This window comes from Paraburkholderia sp. EG304, from assembly GCF_046543485.1.
GTDB lineage: Bacteria > Pseudomonadota > Gammaproteobacteria > Burkholderiales > Burkholderiaceae > Paraburkholderia > Paraburkholderia youngii.
Map to the genome: position 1 here is coordinate 317,657 of NZ_JBKGUA010000002.1, position 16,781 is coordinate 334,437.

Genomic DNA, 16,781 nt, shown 5'->3' on the forward strand with positions numbered 1-16,781 from the left:
AGGCACAGTGCTGCAAGCACCCCGGTCCGATTACCGGAACGCGGAAGTTTTGTAATACCAGCTTCCATAGTAATCTGCGTACCTCTGTCCCGTGTTCGACGTGACTTCGTCGCCGAATGCAGTCCCGATTGCCGCCCTGCAGGCCGCGGCGTTTCCGTCCTGCAAGTACTTGTCGTATGCGGCGTTGTAAGCTGCACTGTTTTCGCCAGCAACGCCAATGTTCGGGCCATGATTGGCAAGAATCTCCCGCTGCGCGCGAATATTGCTCATCGTTGCTGCAGCCTCGTCTTTGAGCTTGCCTTTCACATAGGCCGCCTTTGATGAGACATCCTCGTCATAGGAGTACGCCGCATGTCCGACCTCGTGGGATAAGACTTGCACATATGCGCTTGGGCGGCTGAGGAGATCTCCGTCCAGGGTGATGACCTTGTTGTAGCGATTGGTATATGAGCCCCCATGCGGCTTGCCATTCTCGATCTGCCAACCGGATTCCCCCAGCCTTTTTATATCAGCCAATAAACCCGGAGACTTGCGAACAAGTCGGTCGATATCTTCGCCGACTTCAGTAGCCATAATGTCAGCTACAGGCGATGGCGCAATCGGATTAAGCAAAGCAGGCAGATCAGTACGCGTGATCTCGGCCTTCGCGAATACTTGATTGGGTATGGGCAGATCATCTCTTTGATGCAGGCGTTTGCATTTCGTCTTGACCTCTTCGATGTGCCATTTGACCTCCAAAGGCGGCGGAACAAATATCAGCTTGCCTTGTTGAAGATACCCAAAGATTGCCCGCGCCACCTCGTGGTCGCTCATCAAGTCAATCCGCAGGTTTATACCGTTCGTTCGGGACAGAAGGTGCCGCAGGCTATGCATATCCGCATTACTCGACCTCCACGGTAGGGAACTTGCCCACGTCACATAATCTTCGCGCGCGGTTTTCAACGCTTGCGCTACTTCGTTGTGCTCCTCGCGCGTCAGGGGTCGCCTGGAGACCAAGCTCCACCAGGAAGCCAGAGAGAATTCCCGCGCCTCCGTTACGTACATAATGCTCCGACTGAAAAACATCAGTACCCCGCAATTTCTCCATTACTAAAGACGAGCTTCGGATCGTAGCATCTGATGCACGATCGCATACCGTCTCAATATATTCTTTACATGTCTTTAAGTTTCGCTATGCGTTCGATAAAGCTGATCTGTTTCGCCCTGGCCGCCTGCCTGCCAACAATGGTGCTTGCAGCCTCAGCGGTTCCCGTCGCAAGCGAGCGGGCCTTGCGCGAGGAATGCAGCGCGTTCTCGCAAGCGGGGATGCGGGACTGTCTGGCAGAAAAAGCAGAGGCGAGTAAGAAGACCCTCAGACGAGCCGAGGAGAAGATGGCTGGCACCCTCGCCAGATGGGATGAAGACGACAAGTACGTCAACCAGGCCAGGGCAAAACTCGCCGCATCAAACAGAAAATTCGCTCTGTACCGTGAGTCTCAATGCGACTTCGCAGCTTCGCTGACCGGTGGTGCAGCCGGCAATGCGCACGAAATCAGCCGTTTAGCTTGCGTTTTCGAACTCAACAACCGGCGGGCCGAGCAACTACGCAACGCTGCATCTGACATGCCTTGAAGTAATTCGCATGAGAGGACACCCTGCATCATTGCGCCGCTTAGTGCCTTCGCCCAGCGCGGATCTGTTCGTCCGCGCTTCTGCACCCGCAGCAAACGGCCGAGATCACACCGCCGCAAACCGGATCACCCCATCCGCATCCTGCGTCCGCTTCAATTCCCCCGCCCGCCACAGCAGATGCAAATGCGCGAGCGCCTCACCCATCGCGAACGTCATCTGATGGATATCGAGTTGACGCTTGAACATCAGCGGCACGATATCGGCGGCGCTGCGCGGCTTTTCCGCGCACGCTTCGCGCACTTCGGCGAGCCGCGCGTCGTGATGCTCGCGCAGTTGCTGAATGCGCGTGCGCACGCCGCGAAACGGCTTGCCATGCGACGGCAGCACGAGCGTGTCTTCAGGCATCGTCTCGTAACGACCGAGCGACTCCAGATATAGTTCGAGCGGCGAGCCCTCAGGCTCGATATCGAACACCGACACGTTGGTCGAAATGCGCGGCAGCACCATATCGCCCGAAATCAGCGTGCCGGTTTCCGCACAGTGCAGCGCACAGTGTTCCGGCGAGTGGCCAAAGCCTGTCACCACGCGCCACGTCCTGCCGCCGATTCTCACGTCCTCGGCTTCACGCAATCGGCGGTATTGCCCCGGAATCGCCGGCACGAGGCTCGAGTAATAGCTCGTGCGATTGCGCAGCTTGTCGAGCGATTCCGCGTCGTTCAGACCATGCCGCGCGAAGTGTCGCGCCGCGGCCTCGCCGCCCGCGTTCGAACCGTCGCCCGTCGCCATTACGCGCGCCTGCATGTATTCGCCGAGCGTCATCCACAGCCGCGCGTCCCACCGTTTTTTCTCGCCGCCGCTGCACACCCAGTGCGCGAGGCCGATGTGGTCCGGATGGCAATGCGTGACGATCACGCGCAGCACCGGCAGCCCGTCGAGCGCCGACTCGAACACGCTCTCCCAATTCGCCTTGATCGTGTCCGACGTAATGCCGCAGTCGACCACGGTCCAGCCTTGCTGACCGTCGATCTCATCGCGCAGCAGCCACAGGTTGATATGGTCGAGCGCAAACGGCAGCGGCATGCGCAGCCAAAGCACGCCGGGCGCGACTTCCATCGTGCGGCCCGAGTCGGGCATCGTGTCGTTGAACGGGTATTGGAGTTGGTGTTCGAGTGAATTCATGGGGACTGTCTTCCTCCGACGACTCTCCGGCAGGGCCACGTATGCGATGCCGGTCGGCCTGGTTGTAGTTGCGTCCCGCTCAGGTTGACGATAACGTAAACGTCGATTCTATCGTCCAATCCGGTTTTGTGCCGGCCAAGCGGCCACGAGATGTCCCGATGAATACGCAATACACGATCACCGAACTCGCGCGCGAATTCGACGTCACGCCACGCGCAATCCGCTTCTACGAAGACCAGGGTTTACTCTCGCCGAGCCGCGAGGGTTCGAGCGGCTTGCGACGTGTCTATTCCGGCCGCGACCGCACGCGATTGAAACTCACGCTGCGCGGCAAGCGGCTTGGCTTCACGCTGTCGGAGATCCGTGACCTGCTCGACGTCTACGAGTCGCCGACCGACACCGTGCCGCAATTGCACGCGTTTCTCGCGACGGTCGCGCGTCACCGAGAAGTGCTCGAACGTCAGCGCGAAGATCTCGACGCGACGCTCGAAGATCTCGCGCAGTACGAAGCGCAGGCGCGCGCGTTGCTCGATGGCACGAGGCACGACGCGAAACCTGCCTGAAGCTGCCTGACTCTGACCGGCGTTTGCGGAGCGCGCGTGATGAATCACTTCCCCAAACTGTTATCGTCGCAAATCGGTTTCGACGTCGCGCAGACGATGCTCGAAGGGTTCGACCGTCACTACCGGATCTTTCGCGACGCGGCGATCCATGCGAAGACGCTGTTCGAAGCCGGCGACTGGCACGGCCTGCAAAAGCTCGCGCGCGAGCGCATCGCGTCGTACGACGATCGCGTGCAGGAATGCGTGCACCTGCTCGAAGACGAATACGACGCGGAGAACATCGACAGCGAAGTGTGGCAGCAGATCAAGCTGCACTACATCGGTCTTCTGACCACGCACCGTCAGCCCGAATGCGCGGAAACCTTCTTTAATTCGGTTTCCTGCAAGATCCTGCACCGCTCGTACTTCAACAACGATTTCATTTTCGTGCGCCCGGCGATTTCGACCGAATACATCGAGAACGACGAACCGGCCGCGAAGCCGACCTATCGCGCGTATTACCCCGGCACGGACGGACTTGCCGCAACGCTGGAGCGGGTCGTCACGAACTTCCAGCTCGATCCGCCGTTCGAGGATCTGACACGCGACGTCGCCTGTGCGGTGCAGTCGATTCGCGAAGCGTTCGGCGTGTTCGACGAAGCGGCGAATTTCCAGATTCACGTGCTGTCGTCGCTGTTTTATCGCAACAAGGCTGCGTATATCGTCGGGCGGATCATCAACGGCGACGCGCTGCTGCCGTTCGCGGTGCCGCTGCGTCACGTGAAACCGGGCGTGCTCGCGCTGGACACCGTGCTGCTCAAGCGCGAGCAGTTGCTGATCATCTTCAGCTTCTCGCACTCGTATTTTCTGGTCGACATGGAAGTGCCGTCCGCGTATGTCGAGTTTCTGCGCACGGTGATGCCGGCTAAGCCGAAGGCAGAAATCTATACGTCGTTGGGCCTGCAGAAGCAGGGCAAGAATCTGTTGTATCGCGATCTGCTGCATCACCTCAAGCATTCGAGCGACCGCTTCATCGTCGCGCCCGGCATCAAGGGGCTCGTGATGCTGGTGTTCACGTTGCCGTCGTTCCCCTACGTGTTCAAGCTGATCAAGGACAACTTTCCGCCGCCGAAGGAAACCACGCGAGCGCAGATCCAGCAGAAGTATCTGCTCGTCAAACGTCACGACCGGCTCGGCCGCATGGCCGACACGCTCGAATATTCGAGCGTCGCGCTGCCGCTCGCTCGGCTCGACGAAACGCTGTTGCGCGAACTCGAGAAGGAAGTGCCGTCGCTGATCGAATACGACGGCGAGAACCTCGTGATTCGCCACATGTACATCGAGCGACGCATGATCCCGCTGAATCTGTTCCTGCAGAACGGCAACGACGACGACATCGAGCACGGCATCAAGGAATACGGCAACGCGGTGAAGGAGCTGATCCAGGCGAACATCTTCCCCGGCGACATGCTGTACAAGAACTTCGGCGTGACGCGGCATGGCCGTGTCGTGTTCTACGACTACGACGAGATCGAATACCTGACCGACTGCAACGTGCGCGCGGTGCCGGCGCCGCGCAACGAGCAAGACGAAATGTCGGACGAGCCGTGGTACCCGGTCGGTCCGCACGATATTTTCCCGGAGACGTACGGCACGTTCCTGCTTGGCGATCCGCGTGTGCGCCGCTCGTTCATGCGGCATCACGCGGATTTCTTCGAGCCCCAGCTGTGGCAGCGATACAAGGATTTTCTGTTGAAGGGCGAGTTGCCCGATTTTTTCCCGTACGACCAGAGCGTGCGCTTCTGCGTGCGTTATCCGGAGCGGTTCGCCGACGCAGCCGATGCAGAGGCGAACCAGCCGAATGTGCGCGTGGCTTGATGAATCTCACGAGGATTCGCAGCAGGCCACGCGCGGCGGTAGCCATCCAAGCTATGACCAAGGAGCTCAAACATGAGTGACGCAATTCAAAGTGGTATCCATGCCGATCCGATCGTGATCGTCAGCGCGGCGCGCACGCCGATGGCCGGCTTTCAGGGCGACTTCGCGTCGCTCAGCGCGCCACAACTCGGCGCGGTCGCGATCAAGGCGGCCGTCGAGCGCGCGGGTCTGAAGCCCGAGCAGATCGACGAAGCGGTGATGGGCTGCGTGCTGCCCGCCGGCCTCGGCCAGGCGCCCGCGCGCCAGGCCGCGCTCGGCGCGGGTCTGCCGCTCGCCACCGGCTGCACGACGGTCAACAAGATGTGCGGCTCCGGCATGCGCGCGGCGATGTTCGCGCACGACATGCTGGCCACGGGCTCGCTCGACGTGATCGTCGCGGGCGGCATGGAAAGCATGACGAACGCGCCGTATCTGTTGCCGAAAGCGCGCGGCGGCATGCGCATGGGCCACGGCCAGGTAATCGACCATATGTTCTACGACGGCCTCGAAGACGCGTACGACAAAGGCCGTCTGATGGGCACGTTCGCCGAGGAATGCGCGGCGTCGTTCGACTTCACGCGCGAGGCGCAGGACGCGTTCGCGGTCGAGTCGCTGAACCGCGCGAAGCGCGCGAACGAGGACGGCTCGTTCGACTGGGAAATCGCGCCGGTTACGGTGGCGGCCCGCAAGGGCGACGTCACGATCGCGCGCGACGAACAGCCGTTCAAGGCCAACCTCGACAAGATTCCCACGCTGAAGCCCGCGTTCAGCAAGACCGGCACCGTGACGGCGGCGAACTCGTCGTCGATCTCGGACGGCGCGGCCGCGCTCGTGATGATGCGTGAATCGACCGCGAAGCGGCTCGGCGTGACACCGCTCGCGCGCGTCGTCGGTCATTCGACGTTCGCGCAGGAGCCCGCGAAGTTCACCACCGCGCCGGTCGGCGCGATCCGCAAGCTGTTCGGGAAGAACGGCTGGCGCGCCGGCGACGTCGATCTGTACGAGATCAACGAAGCATTCGCGGTCGTCACGATGGCCGCGATGAAAGAGCACGATTTGCCGCACAACAAGGTCAACGTGAACGGCGGTGCGTGCGCGTTAGGCCATCCGATCGGCGCCTCGGGCGCGCGCATCCTGGTTACGCTCATCGGCGCGCTGAAGAATCGCGGTCTGAAGCGCGGCGTCGCGACGCTGTGTATCGGCGGCGGCGAGGCGACCGCGATGGGTATCGAACTGATCTGAAGCGTTGACCAAACTTCGAGGAATACGATGAAAACAGTGTTGATCGTCGGTGCGTCGCGTGGCATCGGCCAGGAATTCGTGCGGCAGTACAGAAAGAGCGGCTGGCGCGTGCTCGCGACCGCGCGCGACGGCGCAGCGCTCGACGCGCTCAACGAACTCGGTGCGGAAACCTTCATGCTCGACGTCACCGCGCCCGAAGAGATCGCAGCGCTCGGCTGGAAGCTCGACGGCGAACGGCTCGACGTCGCGATCGTGGTGTCGGGCGTGTACGGTCCGCGCACCGAAGGCATCGAGACGATCACCGCCGAAGACTTCGATCACGTGATGCACACGAACGTGCGCGGCCCGATGCAGCTGCTGCCGATCCTGCTGCCGCTCGTCGAGGAAACGGACGGCGTGCTCGCGGTGATTTCGAGCCGCATGGGCAGCATCGCCGAAGCGAGCGGCACGACGGGCTGGCTGTATCGCACCAGCAAGGCGGCGCTGAACGCCGTGCTGAAGCTCGCGTCGCTCGACGCGCAACGCGCGACCTGCGTGTCGCTGCATCCCGGCTGGGTGCGCACCGACATGGGTGGCGCGCAGGCCGCGCTCGATCCGGCGCGCAGCGTCGCGGGCATGCGCGAGGTGCTGGCGCAGGCGGCGGCATCGCGCGACGCGTTTCACGGCCGCTTCGTTCAGCACGACGGTACGCAGCTCGACTGGTAGACGACCAGGTTGCATCGGATCATCGGCTCGGAGACACACTCATGGTGCTTGACCAGGATCACCTGATGGTGCGCGACGCACTGCGCACCTTCGTGCGCGAAGCGATCACGCCATACGCGGCGCAATGGGATCGCGAACGCACCTTTCCGCGCGACGTGCACCGGCAGCTCGCCGAGCTCGGCGCCTATGGCGTGCTGGTGCCCGACGCGTATGGCGGCGCCGGCATGGACGCGCTCGCGCTCGCGCTGATCCTCGAAGAAATCGCGGCGGGTGATGGCGGCACGTCGACCGCGATCTCGGTGAACAACTGCCCGGTGTGCAGCATCCTGCTCACCTATGGCAACGACGCGCAGAAGCGCGACTGGCTCACGCCGCTCGCGCGCGGCGAGATGCTCGGCGCGTTCTGCCTGACCGAGCCGCAAGCGGGCTCGGATGCGTCGGCGCTGCGCACCACCGCGACGCGCGACGGCGACGCGTACGTGCTCAACGGCGTTAAGCAGTTCATTACGAGCGGCAAGAACGGCGACGTCGCGATCGTGATGGCCGTCACCGACAAGACCGCCGGCAAGCGCGGCATCAGCGCGTTCATCGTGCCCACCAGCACGCCGGGCTATGTGGTCGCGCGGGTCGAGGACAAGCTCGGTCAGCATTCGTCGGACACCGCGCAGATCGTGTTCGAGGACTGCCGTGTGCCGGCCGCGAACCTGGTCGGCGCGGAAGGCGAAGGCTACCGGATCGCGCTATCGGGGCTCGAAGGCGGGCGCATCGGCATCGCCGCGCAAAGCGTCGGCATGGCGCGCGCCGCGTTCGAAGCGGCGCTGACTTACGCAAAAGAACGCGAGAGCTTCGGCGCGCCGCTGATCTCGCACCAGGCGGTGCAGTTCCGTCTCGCCGACATGGACACGCAACTCGAAGCCGCGCGTCAATTGATCTGGCACGCGGCGTCGCTGAAGGACGCGGGCCAACCGTGCCTGACCGAAGCCGCGATGGCGAAACTGTTCGCTTCCGAAGCGGCCGAGCGCATCTGCTCGGCCGCGTTGCAGATTCACGGCGGCTACGGCTATCTCACCGACTTCCCGGTCGAGCGGATTTACCGTGACGTGCGCGTATGTCAGATCTACGAAGGTACGAGCGATATCCAGAAGATCCTGATCGCTCGCGCGCTCAACTGAAATTTCAATGAATAAGCCATTATTGTCACTGCAAAGACCTGTCGACTGTCCATGCGGCGGCGCCGCGCCTGATGCACGCGGAGGCACCGCGACCAAAGCCCCGCGTTTCGCGCAATGCTGCGGCCGCTATATCGACGGCGGCGAAGCGGCGCCGCGCGCGCTCGAACTGATGCGCTCGCGCTATAGCGCGTACGTGCTCGGCGCAACCGACTACCTGCGCGCGACGTGGGACTCCCGCACCTGCCCCGCCGATCTCGACGTCGATCCCGCCGCACCCGACGCGCCGCGGTGGCTCGGACTGCAGATCAAAGCGTTCGCCGAAAGCGATGCCGATCACGCGACCGTCGAATTCATCGCCCGCTACAAAGTGGGCGGACGTGCGCATCGGTTGCATGAATTGAGCCGCTTCCTGCGTGGCGATGATGGCCGCTGGCGTTATGTCGATGGCGATGTCGATGAGTAGCAAGCACTGGTTAAGTAATCGCTGCATTACGCATCGCAGCTTTCTCATGTCTTTCGTTCGCTCTCTACAAAACTCATAAAAGGCCCTCTGACAGGGCCTTTTTTTCGATCCACTCGCGCAGGGTTCTTCGTTGGCCTCGCACCACAGCACTTACAGACCTTTACCCGGCGCTTCCCGCCACCTGTCCCCGGCCCTTGCCTGGCAAGGCTTTGAGGCCTCATTCGGCATGCAGCAATTTTTTCGTCGCGGGTTCTCCTTGATTGCACAAAACAAAATTGTCGTGCCAGGATGAGTCCGTAGTTTCATGACGTCACATTGCGAGAGCGGGTCACACCCGTTCCGCAAGATGCAAAGGAAGCCTGACCGGTCGCTGATCGAAAGCGCGCCGCGCAGACTCCGGCAGCATCGAGTGACGCTCATCCTCGGCGCGTGGGGTCGCGTCGGCCGTTGGGTTCATCCCGTGCGATCTCGATTTGCGTGCGTGCGCTTTGCGCACTACGCACGCAAGTGAGTCTGTTTGTGTCGAAAACGCGGACGAAAGCTGAACGTCAGCAGCGTTTTCGGCAACCGGACAGCACGGAGTTCAGGACAGGTCTTTCAAGCAGGTGCGTCAATGGTGTTGAGCAAGGTTCTGACGAAGTGTGCGGCGATCTGCGCCGCGACCACGTGTGCAGTCGCGATCGCGCACGCCGATCCGCTCGCCTACTCGTCGCTTTCGGCACACAACGCAACGCCGTCCAGCGACACCCAGGGACCGCTGTCGCGTGCCCGCGTGCCGCGCCTCGCGCTCGACGACGACGTCTACCTGCCCACCGCTCACCTGAACGAAAAGATCATCCGCGTGCCGGTCGACGCCGCCGGCACTGTCACGCTGGAAACCACGATCTATAAGCCGGACGGCCCCGGCCCGTTCCCGATGATCGTGTTCAACCACGGCAAGATTCCGGGCAATCCGCGCACACAGGAACGCAGCGACCCGCTGCCGTTCGCGCGCGAATTCGTACGCCGCGGCTACGTGGTCGTCGCGCCGAACCGCCAGGGCTTCGGCCACTCGGGCGGCGTGTACGAGCAGGACGGCTGCGACGTCCAACGCAATGGCCTCGGCCAGGCCGGCGACGTTGCCGCGACGATCGATTACATGTCGAAGCAACCTTATGTCGACGCGACGCACATCGCGGTGGCCGGCACCTCGCATGGTGGCCTCGCGACGATTGCGTACGGCACCGAAGCGGCGCCCGGCGTGCGCGCGCTGATCAATTTCTCGGGCGGCCTGCGCCAGGACGCCTGCGAGGACTGGCAAGGCAATCTGACGCGCGCATTCGGCGCGTATGGCGAGAAGACCACGGTGCCGTCGCTGTGGCTCTATGGCGATAACGATTCGGTGTGGAACGCGCCGCTCGTCGCCGGCATGTACGCCGCGTATGGCGCGCATGGCGCGAGCGTGAAGATGGTCGACTTCGGCAAGTACAAGAACGACGCGCATCGGCTGGTCGGTGATCGCGACGGCGTGCGCGTGTGGTGGCCGGCCGTCGAAGCGTTCCTCGCGCGCGCCGGCATGCCGACGGCCGTGCAGTATCACGTCGCCGATCCGGCCGCGCCGAAGGCAACCGGCTTCGCCGCGCTCGACGCGGTCGACGCGGTGCCGTTCCTCGACAACGAGGGCCGCAATGGCTATCGCAACTTCCTGCATCAGTATCCGAGCCGCGCATTCGCGGTGTCGGATTCGGGCGCGTGGTCGTGGGCCGAGGGCGGCGACGATCCGATGTCGGTAGCGGTGGCGAATTGCCAGAAGCAGAGCTCCGATCCGTGCCGGCTGTATGCGGTCGATAACTCGGTCGTGTGGGGCAATCAGAACTCGCAGACGGCGGATGCGGGGGATGCCGATGCGAATAGCCGTAAAGCGATTGCGAGCCGGGAGTGAGGTACGCATAGCATCCGGATTCGAGTCCGGTTCCGACGTGTCGAAGGCCTGCTGATTCAGCAGGCCTTTTTGCATTCGGGCCGCCGTTGCACGATGAGAGCTACGAGCGTTCGCCCGGCGCGCATGTGCAAAAGCACCTCTTCACCACAAATTCTCGCCAGTAATAGCCGATTACTTTGACGTCGCTATCTCCGTCGATTGGCGAGCTTCGATCCCGAAGTCGAACGAGCTGCATCGAACAGCGGCAAACCTCGACGCCAGCGCGAAAGACGTGCGTTTCGCACCTGATGCGCGCGGCGAAATAAACCGCTAATCTCGACCCCGCGCACTCGCCAAGGCTCGCTCCCCGCGACCGGAATAGGTCTGCGGAAAAACGGAAACACCTTTCAAAAAGGGCCTGGAATCACCCTCACGCGTGCGTGGCAAAAAAGCACCTCGGAGTACCTCTTTGGAAAATTCAGCAGCCCCCACGGTCGCCCCTGAAGATTGGGTCGCCCGCAGCCTTCGCGCGGTGTGGCACCCGTGCACGCAGATGAAGCATCACGAACGTCTGCCGCTGATCCCCGTCGCGCGCGGTCAAGGCGCATGGCTATACGATCGCGCGGGTCATCGCTATCTCGACGCGATCAGTTCGTGGTGGGTCAATCTGTTCGGTCACGCGAACCCACGCATCAACGCTGTGCTTAAAGATCAGCTCGATACGCTCGAACACGCGATGCTCGCCGGCTGCACGCACGAACCCGCCGTCGAGCTCGCCGAACGTCTGCACGCGTTGACCGGCAACACGCTCGGCCACGCGTTCTTCGCATCGGATGGCGCGTCAGCGGTCGAGATCGCGCTGAAGATGAGCTTTCATAGCTGGCGCAATCGGGGCTACGCGGACAAGCAGGAATTCGTCTGCCTTGCCAACAGCTACCACGGCGAGACGATCGGCGCGCTCGGCGTGACCGACGTCGCGCTATTCAAGGACGCGTACGATCCGCTGATCCGTCACGCGCACGTCGTCGCGTCGCCCGATGCGCGGCTCGCGCAAGCGGGCGAAACCGCCGCCGACGTCGCGCGCCGCGCGCTCGACAATGTGCGCGCGCTGTTCGAGGCGCGCGCGAACCGCATCGCCGCGCTGATCGTCGAGCCGCTCGTGCAGTGCGCGGCCGGCATGGCGATGCACGACGCGTCGTACGTCGCCGGATTGCGCGCGCTGTGCGACCAGTACGGCGTGCATCTGATCGCCGACGAAATCGCGGTCGGCTGTGGCCGCACCGGCACGTTCTTCGCATCCGAACAGGCAGGCGTGTGGCCCGACTTCCTGTGTCTGTCGAAAGGCATCAGCGGTGGCTATCTGCCGCTGTCGATCGTGCTGTCGCGCGACGAGATCTTCGCGGCCTTCTATCACGACGACACCGCCCGCGGCTTCCTGCACTCGCATTCCTACACCGGCAATCCGCTCGCGTGCCGCGCCGCGCTCGCTACGCTCGATCTGTTCGCGAGCGACGACGTGCTCGCCACCAACACCCGCAAATCGGCAAAGCTCGAGGCCGCGCTCGCGCCGCTCGCCGAGCACGCGCAGGTACGCAATCTGCGTCAGCGCGGCACGATTTTCGCGTTCGATGCGGTGATCGACGATCCTCAGCGAGCCAAAACATTCTCGCGCCGCTTCTTCGAAAACGCGCTCCAACGCGAGCTACTGTTGCGCCCGATCGGCACCACCGTGTACCTGATGCCACCGTACATTCTCGACGACCAAGAACTCGCGCTGCTCGCCGCGCGCACACGCGACACCTTCGACGCCACGCTCGCGGAGGCCCGCTGATGCATCTGCTCGACACACTCGCCGAAGGCCTGAAGGAAATCGACGCACGCGGCCTGCGTCGCCGCCGCCGCACCGCGGACACACCCTGCGCCGCGCACATGACGGTCGACGGCCGTGAAATCATCGGCTTCGCGAGCAACGACTACCTGGGCCTCGCCGCGCATCCGCAGTTGATCGAGGCGATCGCCGAAGGCGCGCGGCTATATGGCGCGGGCAGCGGCGGCTCGCATCTGCTCGGCGGTCATTCGCGCGCGCATGCGCAGTTGGAAGACGATCTCGCGGCATTCGCGGGCGGCTTCGTCGACGATGCCCGCGCGTTGTACTTCAGCACCGGCTATATGGCGAATCTCGCGACGCTGACCGCGCTCGCGGGCCGCGGCACGACGCTGTTCTCCGATGCGCTCAATCACGCATCGCTGATCGACGGTGCGCGGCTGTCGCGCGCCGATGTGCAGATCTATCCGCACTGCGACATGGATGCGTTGAGCGCGATGCTCGAAGCGTCCGAAGCGGACGTCAAGGTGATCGTCTCCGACACGGTGTTCAGCATGGACGGCGACATCGCGCCGCTGCCCCGTTTGCTCGAACTCGCGGAGCGGCACGGCGCGTGGCTGATCGTCGACGATGCGCACGGCTTCGGCGTGCTCGGTCCGCAGGGCCGCGGCGCGATCGCGCAAGCCGCGTTGCGCTCGCCGCATCTGATCTCGATCGGCACGCTCGGCAAGGCGGCGGGCGTTTCCGGCGCGTTCGTGGCCGCGCACGCGACCGTGATCGAATGGCTCGTGCAGCGCGCGCGTCCGTATATCTTCACGACCGCGTCGGTGCCGGCGGCCGCGCATGCCGTGTCGGCGAGCCTGCGCATCATCGGCGGCGATGAAGGCGATGCGCGCCGCGCGCATCTGCAGCAACTGATCGAGCGCACCCGCGCGATGCTGAAGGCGACACCGTGGCTGCCCGTCGATTCGCATACGGCCGTTCAACCGCTGATCATCGGCGCGAACGACGCGACGCTCGACATCGCCGCGTCGCTCGATCGCGCCGGGCTGTGGGTGCCCGCGATCCGTCCGCCGACCGTGCCGACCGGCACGTCGCGCCTGCGCATCTCGCTGTCGGCCGCGCACTCGCATGCGGATCTCGACCGGCTCGAAGCCGCCTTGAAACAAGTCGGAGCGCGCGCCGCATGAGCAACCTGAATAACGATGGCGGCGCACTGTCGCTGTTCGTCACCGGCACCGATACGGAAATCGGCAAGACCTTCGTGTCGTCGGCGCTATTGCGCGGCTTCGTGCGCGAAGGTCTGCGAGCGGCCGCGATGAAGCCGATCGCGGCGGGCGCGTTCGAAGTGAACGGCGTGCTGCACAACGAAGACGCCGATCAACTCGATGCCGCGTCGAGCGTGCTGCTGCCGCCCGCGATGCGCACGCCGTATCTGCTGAAGGAACCGGCCGCGCCGCACATCGCTGCGGCGCTGGAAAACGTCTCGTTCGATCTCGACCACATCGTCGCGTGCCATCGCGAAGCGCTGAAGCTCGCCGAGGTCGTCGTCGTCGAAGGTGTCGGCGGCTTTCGCGTGCCGTTGACCGCGACGCAGGACACCGCCGATCTCGCCGTCGCGCTGAAGCTGCCGGTGGTGCTGGTGGTCGGCATGCGGCTCGGCTGCATCAGCCATGCACTGCTGAGCGCCGAAGCGATCGCCGCGCGCGGTCTCACGCTCGCGGGCTGGGTCGCCAATCGCATCGACCCGGATATGACCTTCGCCGACGAAAACATCGCGTCGATTCGCGCGCATCTCGCGCAAGCGTACGACGCACCGCTGCTCGGAATCGTGCCGCATATCAGCCCGCTGTCGCCGGAACTTGCGGCCGAACAGCTCGACATTCGTCGGCTTCTGCAAACGCTGCGCCAATTGCGCGCGGCATAGCGCTGCCCAGCAGCGCCGAACCCCATTTCATCCGTACACGAGGATCGATCACATGACACAACTGAACATCGCAGCGGGCAGCGCCGACACGAGCGCCGCCGCCACTGAAGCGAAGCCGCTCGCGCGCTGGCGCGTCGCCGATATCGTCGCGTTGTACGAATTGCCGTTCAACGACCTGCTGTTTCGCGCGCAGCAAACCCATCGCGAGCATTTCGACGCGAATGCGGTGCAGTTGTCGACGCTGCTGTCGATCAAGACCGGCGGCTGCGAAGAAGATTGCGCGTACTGTCCGCAATCGGTGCATCACGACACCGGTCTCGCGGCCGACAAGCTGATGCCGGTCGACGAAGTGCTCGCCGCAGCGAAACTCGCGAAGGACAACGGCGCGACGCGCTTCTGCATGGGCGCCGCGTGGCGCAATCCGAAGGACCGCCACCTCGAGCCGATCAAGGACATGATCCGCGGCGTGAAGGCGATGGGCCTCGAAACCTGCGTGACGCTCGGCATGCTCGAACCGCATCAGGCACAAGCGCTGCGCGATGCGGGCCTCGACTACTACAACCACAACCTCGATACGTCGCCGGAGTTCTACGGCCAGATCATTTCGACGCGAACCTATCAGGATCGCCTCGACACGCTCGAGCGTGTGCGCGACGCGGGCATCAACGTGTGTTGCGGCGGCATCGTCGGCATGGGCGAATCGCGCCGCGAACGCGCGGGGCTGATCGCGCAGCTCGCGAACATGGAGCCGTATCCGGAATCGGTGCCGATCAACAATCTGGTGCAGGTGCAAGGCACGCCGCTGACCGGCACCGAACCGATCGATCCGTTCGAATTCGTGCGCACGATCGCGATTGCGCGCATCACGATGCCGCGCGCGATGGTGCGTCTATCGGCCGGCCGCGAACAGATGGATGAGGCGTTGCAGGCGATGTGCTTCCTCGCGGGCGCGAATTCGATTTTCTACGGCGACCAGTTGCTGACCACGAGCAATCCGCAGGCGGAAGCGGACCGCAAGCTGCTCGCGCGGCTGGGCATTCGCGCTGAGGCTGCGCAGCAGATGCCGGTCGAGCGGAGTGGCTGCGAGCATGGGTGTGCGCATGGGCATGGGGATCACGGCGCGGCGAATTGAGTCGCGGAGTCGCTGCATCGGTAACTCGCATGCGCTAAGCGTGCGGGAATAAAAAAGGCTGCCTCGTTTTGCGAGGCAGCCTTTTCTTTTTACGCTAAACGCGAAGCTTATTTCCGATCAACAATAATCTGATCGAACGTCCCCCCATCGGAGAAGTGCGTGTCCTGCGCCGTCTGCCAGCTGCCGAACATCTGCTCGACCGTGAACGTCTTGATCGGCTTGAACTCGGCCGCGTGCTTCGCGAAGACGTTCTTGTCGCGCGGACGCAGATGATGCTGCGCGATGATCTCCTGCGCGGCCGGCGACCACAGATAGTCGAGATATGCCTGCGCTTGCTTGCGCGTGCCACGCTTGTCGACGACCTTATCGACGATCGACACCGGCGGCGCCGCGAGCAGACTCAGCGACGGATACACCGCTTCATAGCTGCCCGCGCCGACACCCGTATCGATCAGCGACACTTCGTTCTCGAACGTGACGAGCACATCGCCGATACCGCGCTGCGTGAACGTCGTCGTCGCTCCTCGACCGCCGGTGTCGAGCACCGGCACGTTGCGGAAGATCGCCTTCACGAAGTCGATCGCCTGCGCATCGGTGCCGCCGTTCTGCTTGCGATAACCCCATGCGGCGAGATACGTATAACGTCCGTTGCCCGACGTCTTCGGATTCGCGATCACCGCCTGGATGCCCGGCTTCGCGAGATCGTCCCAGTCCTTGATGTGCTTCGGGTTGCCCTTGCGCACGAGGAACACCATCGTCGTCGTGTAGGGCGCGCTATCGTCCGGCAGACGCGCGCGCCAGTTGGCCGGGACCAGGTGGCCCTTTTCGGCGAGCAGGTCGATGTCGTTCGGCTGATTCATCGTCACCACGTCGGCCTGTAGCCCCTGCAGCACCGACAGCGCCTGCGCGCTCGACGCGCCGTGCGACTGCCGCAGCGACACCGTCTCGCCGCTCTTCTGCTTGTAGTCCGCGATGAAGCCCGCGTTGATGTCCTTGTACAGCTCGCGCGTCACGTCGTACGACACGTTCAGTAGCGACGTATCCGCATGCGCCGTCGAGACGCCGCCGAACGCGAGCGCAATCAGTGTGAAGCCAGCCGTGACGCCCGCTTTGAACCGGCTTGATGTCCCCGTGATGCCCTTCATTGTTTCCCCGTCGTCGATGAT

The 16,781-nt window shown here is 63.5% G+C and carries 15 protein-coding genes; 12 read left to right on the plus strand and 3 right to left on the minus strand.

What is annotated here, in order from left to right; translation table 11 throughout:
- Window positions 1-30: 30 nt before the first annotated feature.
- Window positions 31-813 carry a hypothetical protein gene (locus ACLFKU_RS04105; protein ID WP_410848234.1) on the minus strand — a complete coding sequence of 261 codons (783 nt, stop codon included), beginning with the start codon at window positions 811-813 and terminating at the stop codon, window positions 31-33.
- A 360-nt stretch (window positions 814-1,173) separates the two neighbouring features.
- Between ACLFKU_RS04105 and ACLFKU_RS04110 the strand changes: the two genes are divergently transcribed.
- Entirely contained in the window at window positions 1,174-1,611 is a 438-nt protein-coding gene (locus tag ACLFKU_RS04110; protein ID WP_410848270.1) for a lysozyme inhibitor LprI family protein, read from the plus strand.
- A gap of 105 nt (window positions 1,612-1,716) precedes the next feature.
- Here ACLFKU_RS04110 and ACLFKU_RS04115 read toward each other — a convergent pair whose 3' ends face one another.
- The gene (locus ACLFKU_RS04115; protein WP_410848235.1) at window positions 1,717-2,790 is read right to left on the minus strand and encodes an MBL fold metallo-hydrolase; all 1,074 of its coding nucleotides are present in this window, start codon (window positions 2,788-2,790) and stop codon (window positions 1,717-1,719) included.
- 158 nt (window positions 2,791-2,948) lie between these two features.
- Here ACLFKU_RS04115 and ACLFKU_RS04120 point away from each other — a divergent pair, with 158 nt between their 5' ends.
- The 11 genes from ACLFKU_RS04120 to bioB all read left to right on the plus strand — a co-directional run bounded on the left by ACLFKU_RS04120 (window position 2,949) and on the right by bioB (window position 15,615).
- A complete protein-coding gene (locus ACLFKU_RS04120; protein ID WP_018436808.1) occupies window positions 2,949-3,353 on the plus strand; it encodes a MerR family transcriptional regulator in 405 nt (134 codons plus the stop codon).
- 39 nt (window positions 3,354-3,392) lie between these two features.
- The gene (gene aceK / locus ACLFKU_RS04125; RefSeq protein WP_410848236.1) at window positions 3,393-5,210 is read left to right on the plus strand and encodes a bifunctional isocitrate dehydrogenase kinase/phosphatase; all 1,818 of its coding nucleotides are present in this window, start codon (window positions 3,393-3,395) and stop codon (window positions 5,208-5,210) included.
- A gap of 72 nt (window positions 5,211-5,282) precedes the next feature.
- The gene (locus ACLFKU_RS04130) at window positions 5,283-6,491 is read left to right on the plus strand and encodes an acetyl-CoA C-acetyltransferase (protein ID WP_410848237.1); all 1,209 of its coding nucleotides are present in this window, start codon (window positions 5,283-5,285) and stop codon (window positions 6,489-6,491) included.
- A gap of 27 nt (window positions 6,492-6,518) precedes the next feature.
- Window positions 6,519-7,196, plus strand: coding sequence for an SDR family oxidoreductase (locus tag ACLFKU_RS04135; protein WP_368583317.1), 678 nt, complete (start codon window positions 6,519-6,521; stop codon window positions 7,194-7,196).
- Between the two features lie 41 nt (window positions 7,197-7,237).
- Window positions 7,238-8,368, plus strand: coding sequence for an acyl-CoA dehydrogenase family protein (locus ACLFKU_RS04140; protein ID WP_410848238.1), 1,131 nt, complete (start codon window positions 7,238-7,240; stop codon window positions 8,366-8,368).
- 7 nt (window positions 8,369-8,375) lie between these two features.
- Window positions 8,376-8,831, plus strand: coding sequence for a YchJ family protein (locus ACLFKU_RS04145; RefSeq protein ID WP_410848239.1), 456 nt, complete (start codon window positions 8,376-8,378; stop codon window positions 8,829-8,831).
- Between the two features lie 613 nt (window positions 8,832-9,444).
- Window positions 9,445-10,752, plus strand: coding sequence for a dienelactone hydrolase family protein (locus ACLFKU_RS04150; protein WP_410848240.1), 1,308 nt, complete (start codon window positions 9,445-9,447; stop codon window positions 10,750-10,752).
- A gap of 448 nt (window positions 10,753-11,200) precedes the next feature.
- Complete coding sequence (bioA, locus tag ACLFKU_RS04155; RefSeq protein WP_410848241.1) at window positions 11,201-12,562, plus strand: adenosylmethionine--8-amino-7-oxononanoate transaminase; 1,362 nt, start codon at window positions 11,201-11,203, stop codon at window positions 12,560-12,562.
- Entirely contained in the window at window positions 12,562-13,746 is a 1,185-nt protein-coding gene (gene bioF / locus ACLFKU_RS04160; RefSeq protein WP_410848242.1) for an 8-amino-7-oxononanoate synthase, read from the plus strand. The genes bioA and bioF overlap by 1 nt, the downstream gene beginning before the upstream one ends.
- A complete protein-coding gene (gene bioD, locus ACLFKU_RS04165) occupies window positions 13,743-14,483 on the plus strand; it encodes a dethiobiotin synthase (RefSeq protein WP_410848243.1) in 741 nt (246 codons plus the stop codon). The genes bioF and bioD overlap by 4 nt, the downstream gene beginning before the upstream one ends.
- A gap of 52 nt (window positions 14,484-14,535) precedes the next feature.
- Complete coding sequence (gene bioB / locus ACLFKU_RS04170) at window positions 14,536-15,615, plus strand: biotin synthase BioB (protein ID WP_410848244.1); 1,080 nt, start codon at window positions 14,536-14,538, stop codon at window positions 15,613-15,615.
- Window positions 15,616-15,722: 107 nt separating this feature from the next.
- On the opposite strand, the gene ACLFKU_RS04175 is transcribed toward bioB, so the two are convergent.
- Window positions 15,723-16,760 carry a sulfate ABC transporter substrate-binding protein gene (locus ACLFKU_RS04175; RefSeq protein ID WP_410848245.1) on the minus strand — a complete coding sequence of 346 codons (1,038 nt, stop codon included), beginning with the start codon at window positions 16,758-16,760 and terminating at the stop codon, window positions 15,723-15,725.
- Between the last annotated feature and the right edge of the window lie 21 nt (window positions 16,761-16,781).

Bases quoted from the DNA above. Each gene is read 5' to 3' on its own strand.
- ACLFKU_RS04105 (WP_410848234.1), bottom strand. From the start codon at position 813: ATGAGCGACCACGAGGTGGCGCGGGCAATCTTTGGGTATCTTCAACAA.
- ACLFKU_RS04110 (WP_410848270.1), top strand. From the start codon at position 1,174: ATGCGTTCGATAAAGCTGATCTGTTTCGCCCTGGCCGCCTGCCTGCCA.
- ACLFKU_RS04115 (WP_410848235.1), bottom strand. From the start codon at position 2,790: ATGAATTCACTCGAACACCAACTCCAATACCCGTTCAACGACACGATG.
- ACLFKU_RS04120 (WP_018436808.1), top strand. From the start codon at position 2,949: ATGAATACGCAATACACGATCACCGAACTCGCGCGCGAATTCGACGTC.
- aceK (WP_410848236.1), top strand. From the start codon at position 3,393: ATGAATCACTTCCCCAAACTGTTATCGTCGCAAATCGGTTTCGACGTC.
- ACLFKU_RS04130 (WP_410848237.1), top strand. From the start codon at position 5,283: ATGAGTGACGCAATTCAAAGTGGTATCCATGCCGATCCGATCGTGATC.
- ACLFKU_RS04135 (WP_368583317.1), top strand. From the start codon at position 6,519: ATGAAAACAGTGTTGATCGTCGGTGCGTCGCGTGGCATCGGCCAGGAA.
- ACLFKU_RS04140 (WP_410848238.1), top strand. From the start codon at position 7,238: ATGGTGCTTGACCAGGATCACCTGATGGTGCGCGACGCACTGCGCACC.
- ACLFKU_RS04145 (WP_410848239.1), top strand. From the start codon at position 8,376: ATGAATAAGCCATTATTGTCACTGCAAAGACCTGTCGACTGTCCATGC.
- ACLFKU_RS04150 (WP_410848240.1), top strand. From the start codon at position 9,445: ATGGTGTTGAGCAAGGTTCTGACGAAGTGTGCGGCGATCTGCGCCGCG.
- bioF (WP_410848242.1), top strand. From the start codon at position 12,562: ATGCATCTGCTCGACACACTCGCCGAAGGCCTGAAGGAAATCGACGCA.
- bioD (WP_410848243.1), top strand. From the start codon at position 13,743: ATGAGCAACCTGAATAACGATGGCGGCGCACTGTCGCTGTTCGTCACC.
- bioB (WP_410848244.1), top strand. From the start codon at position 14,536: ATGACACAACTGAACATCGCAGCGGGCAGCGCCGACACGAGCGCCGCC.
- ACLFKU_RS04175 (WP_410848245.1), bottom strand. From the start codon at position 16,760: ATGAAGGGCATCACGGGGACATCAAGCCGGTTCAAAGCGGGCGTCACG.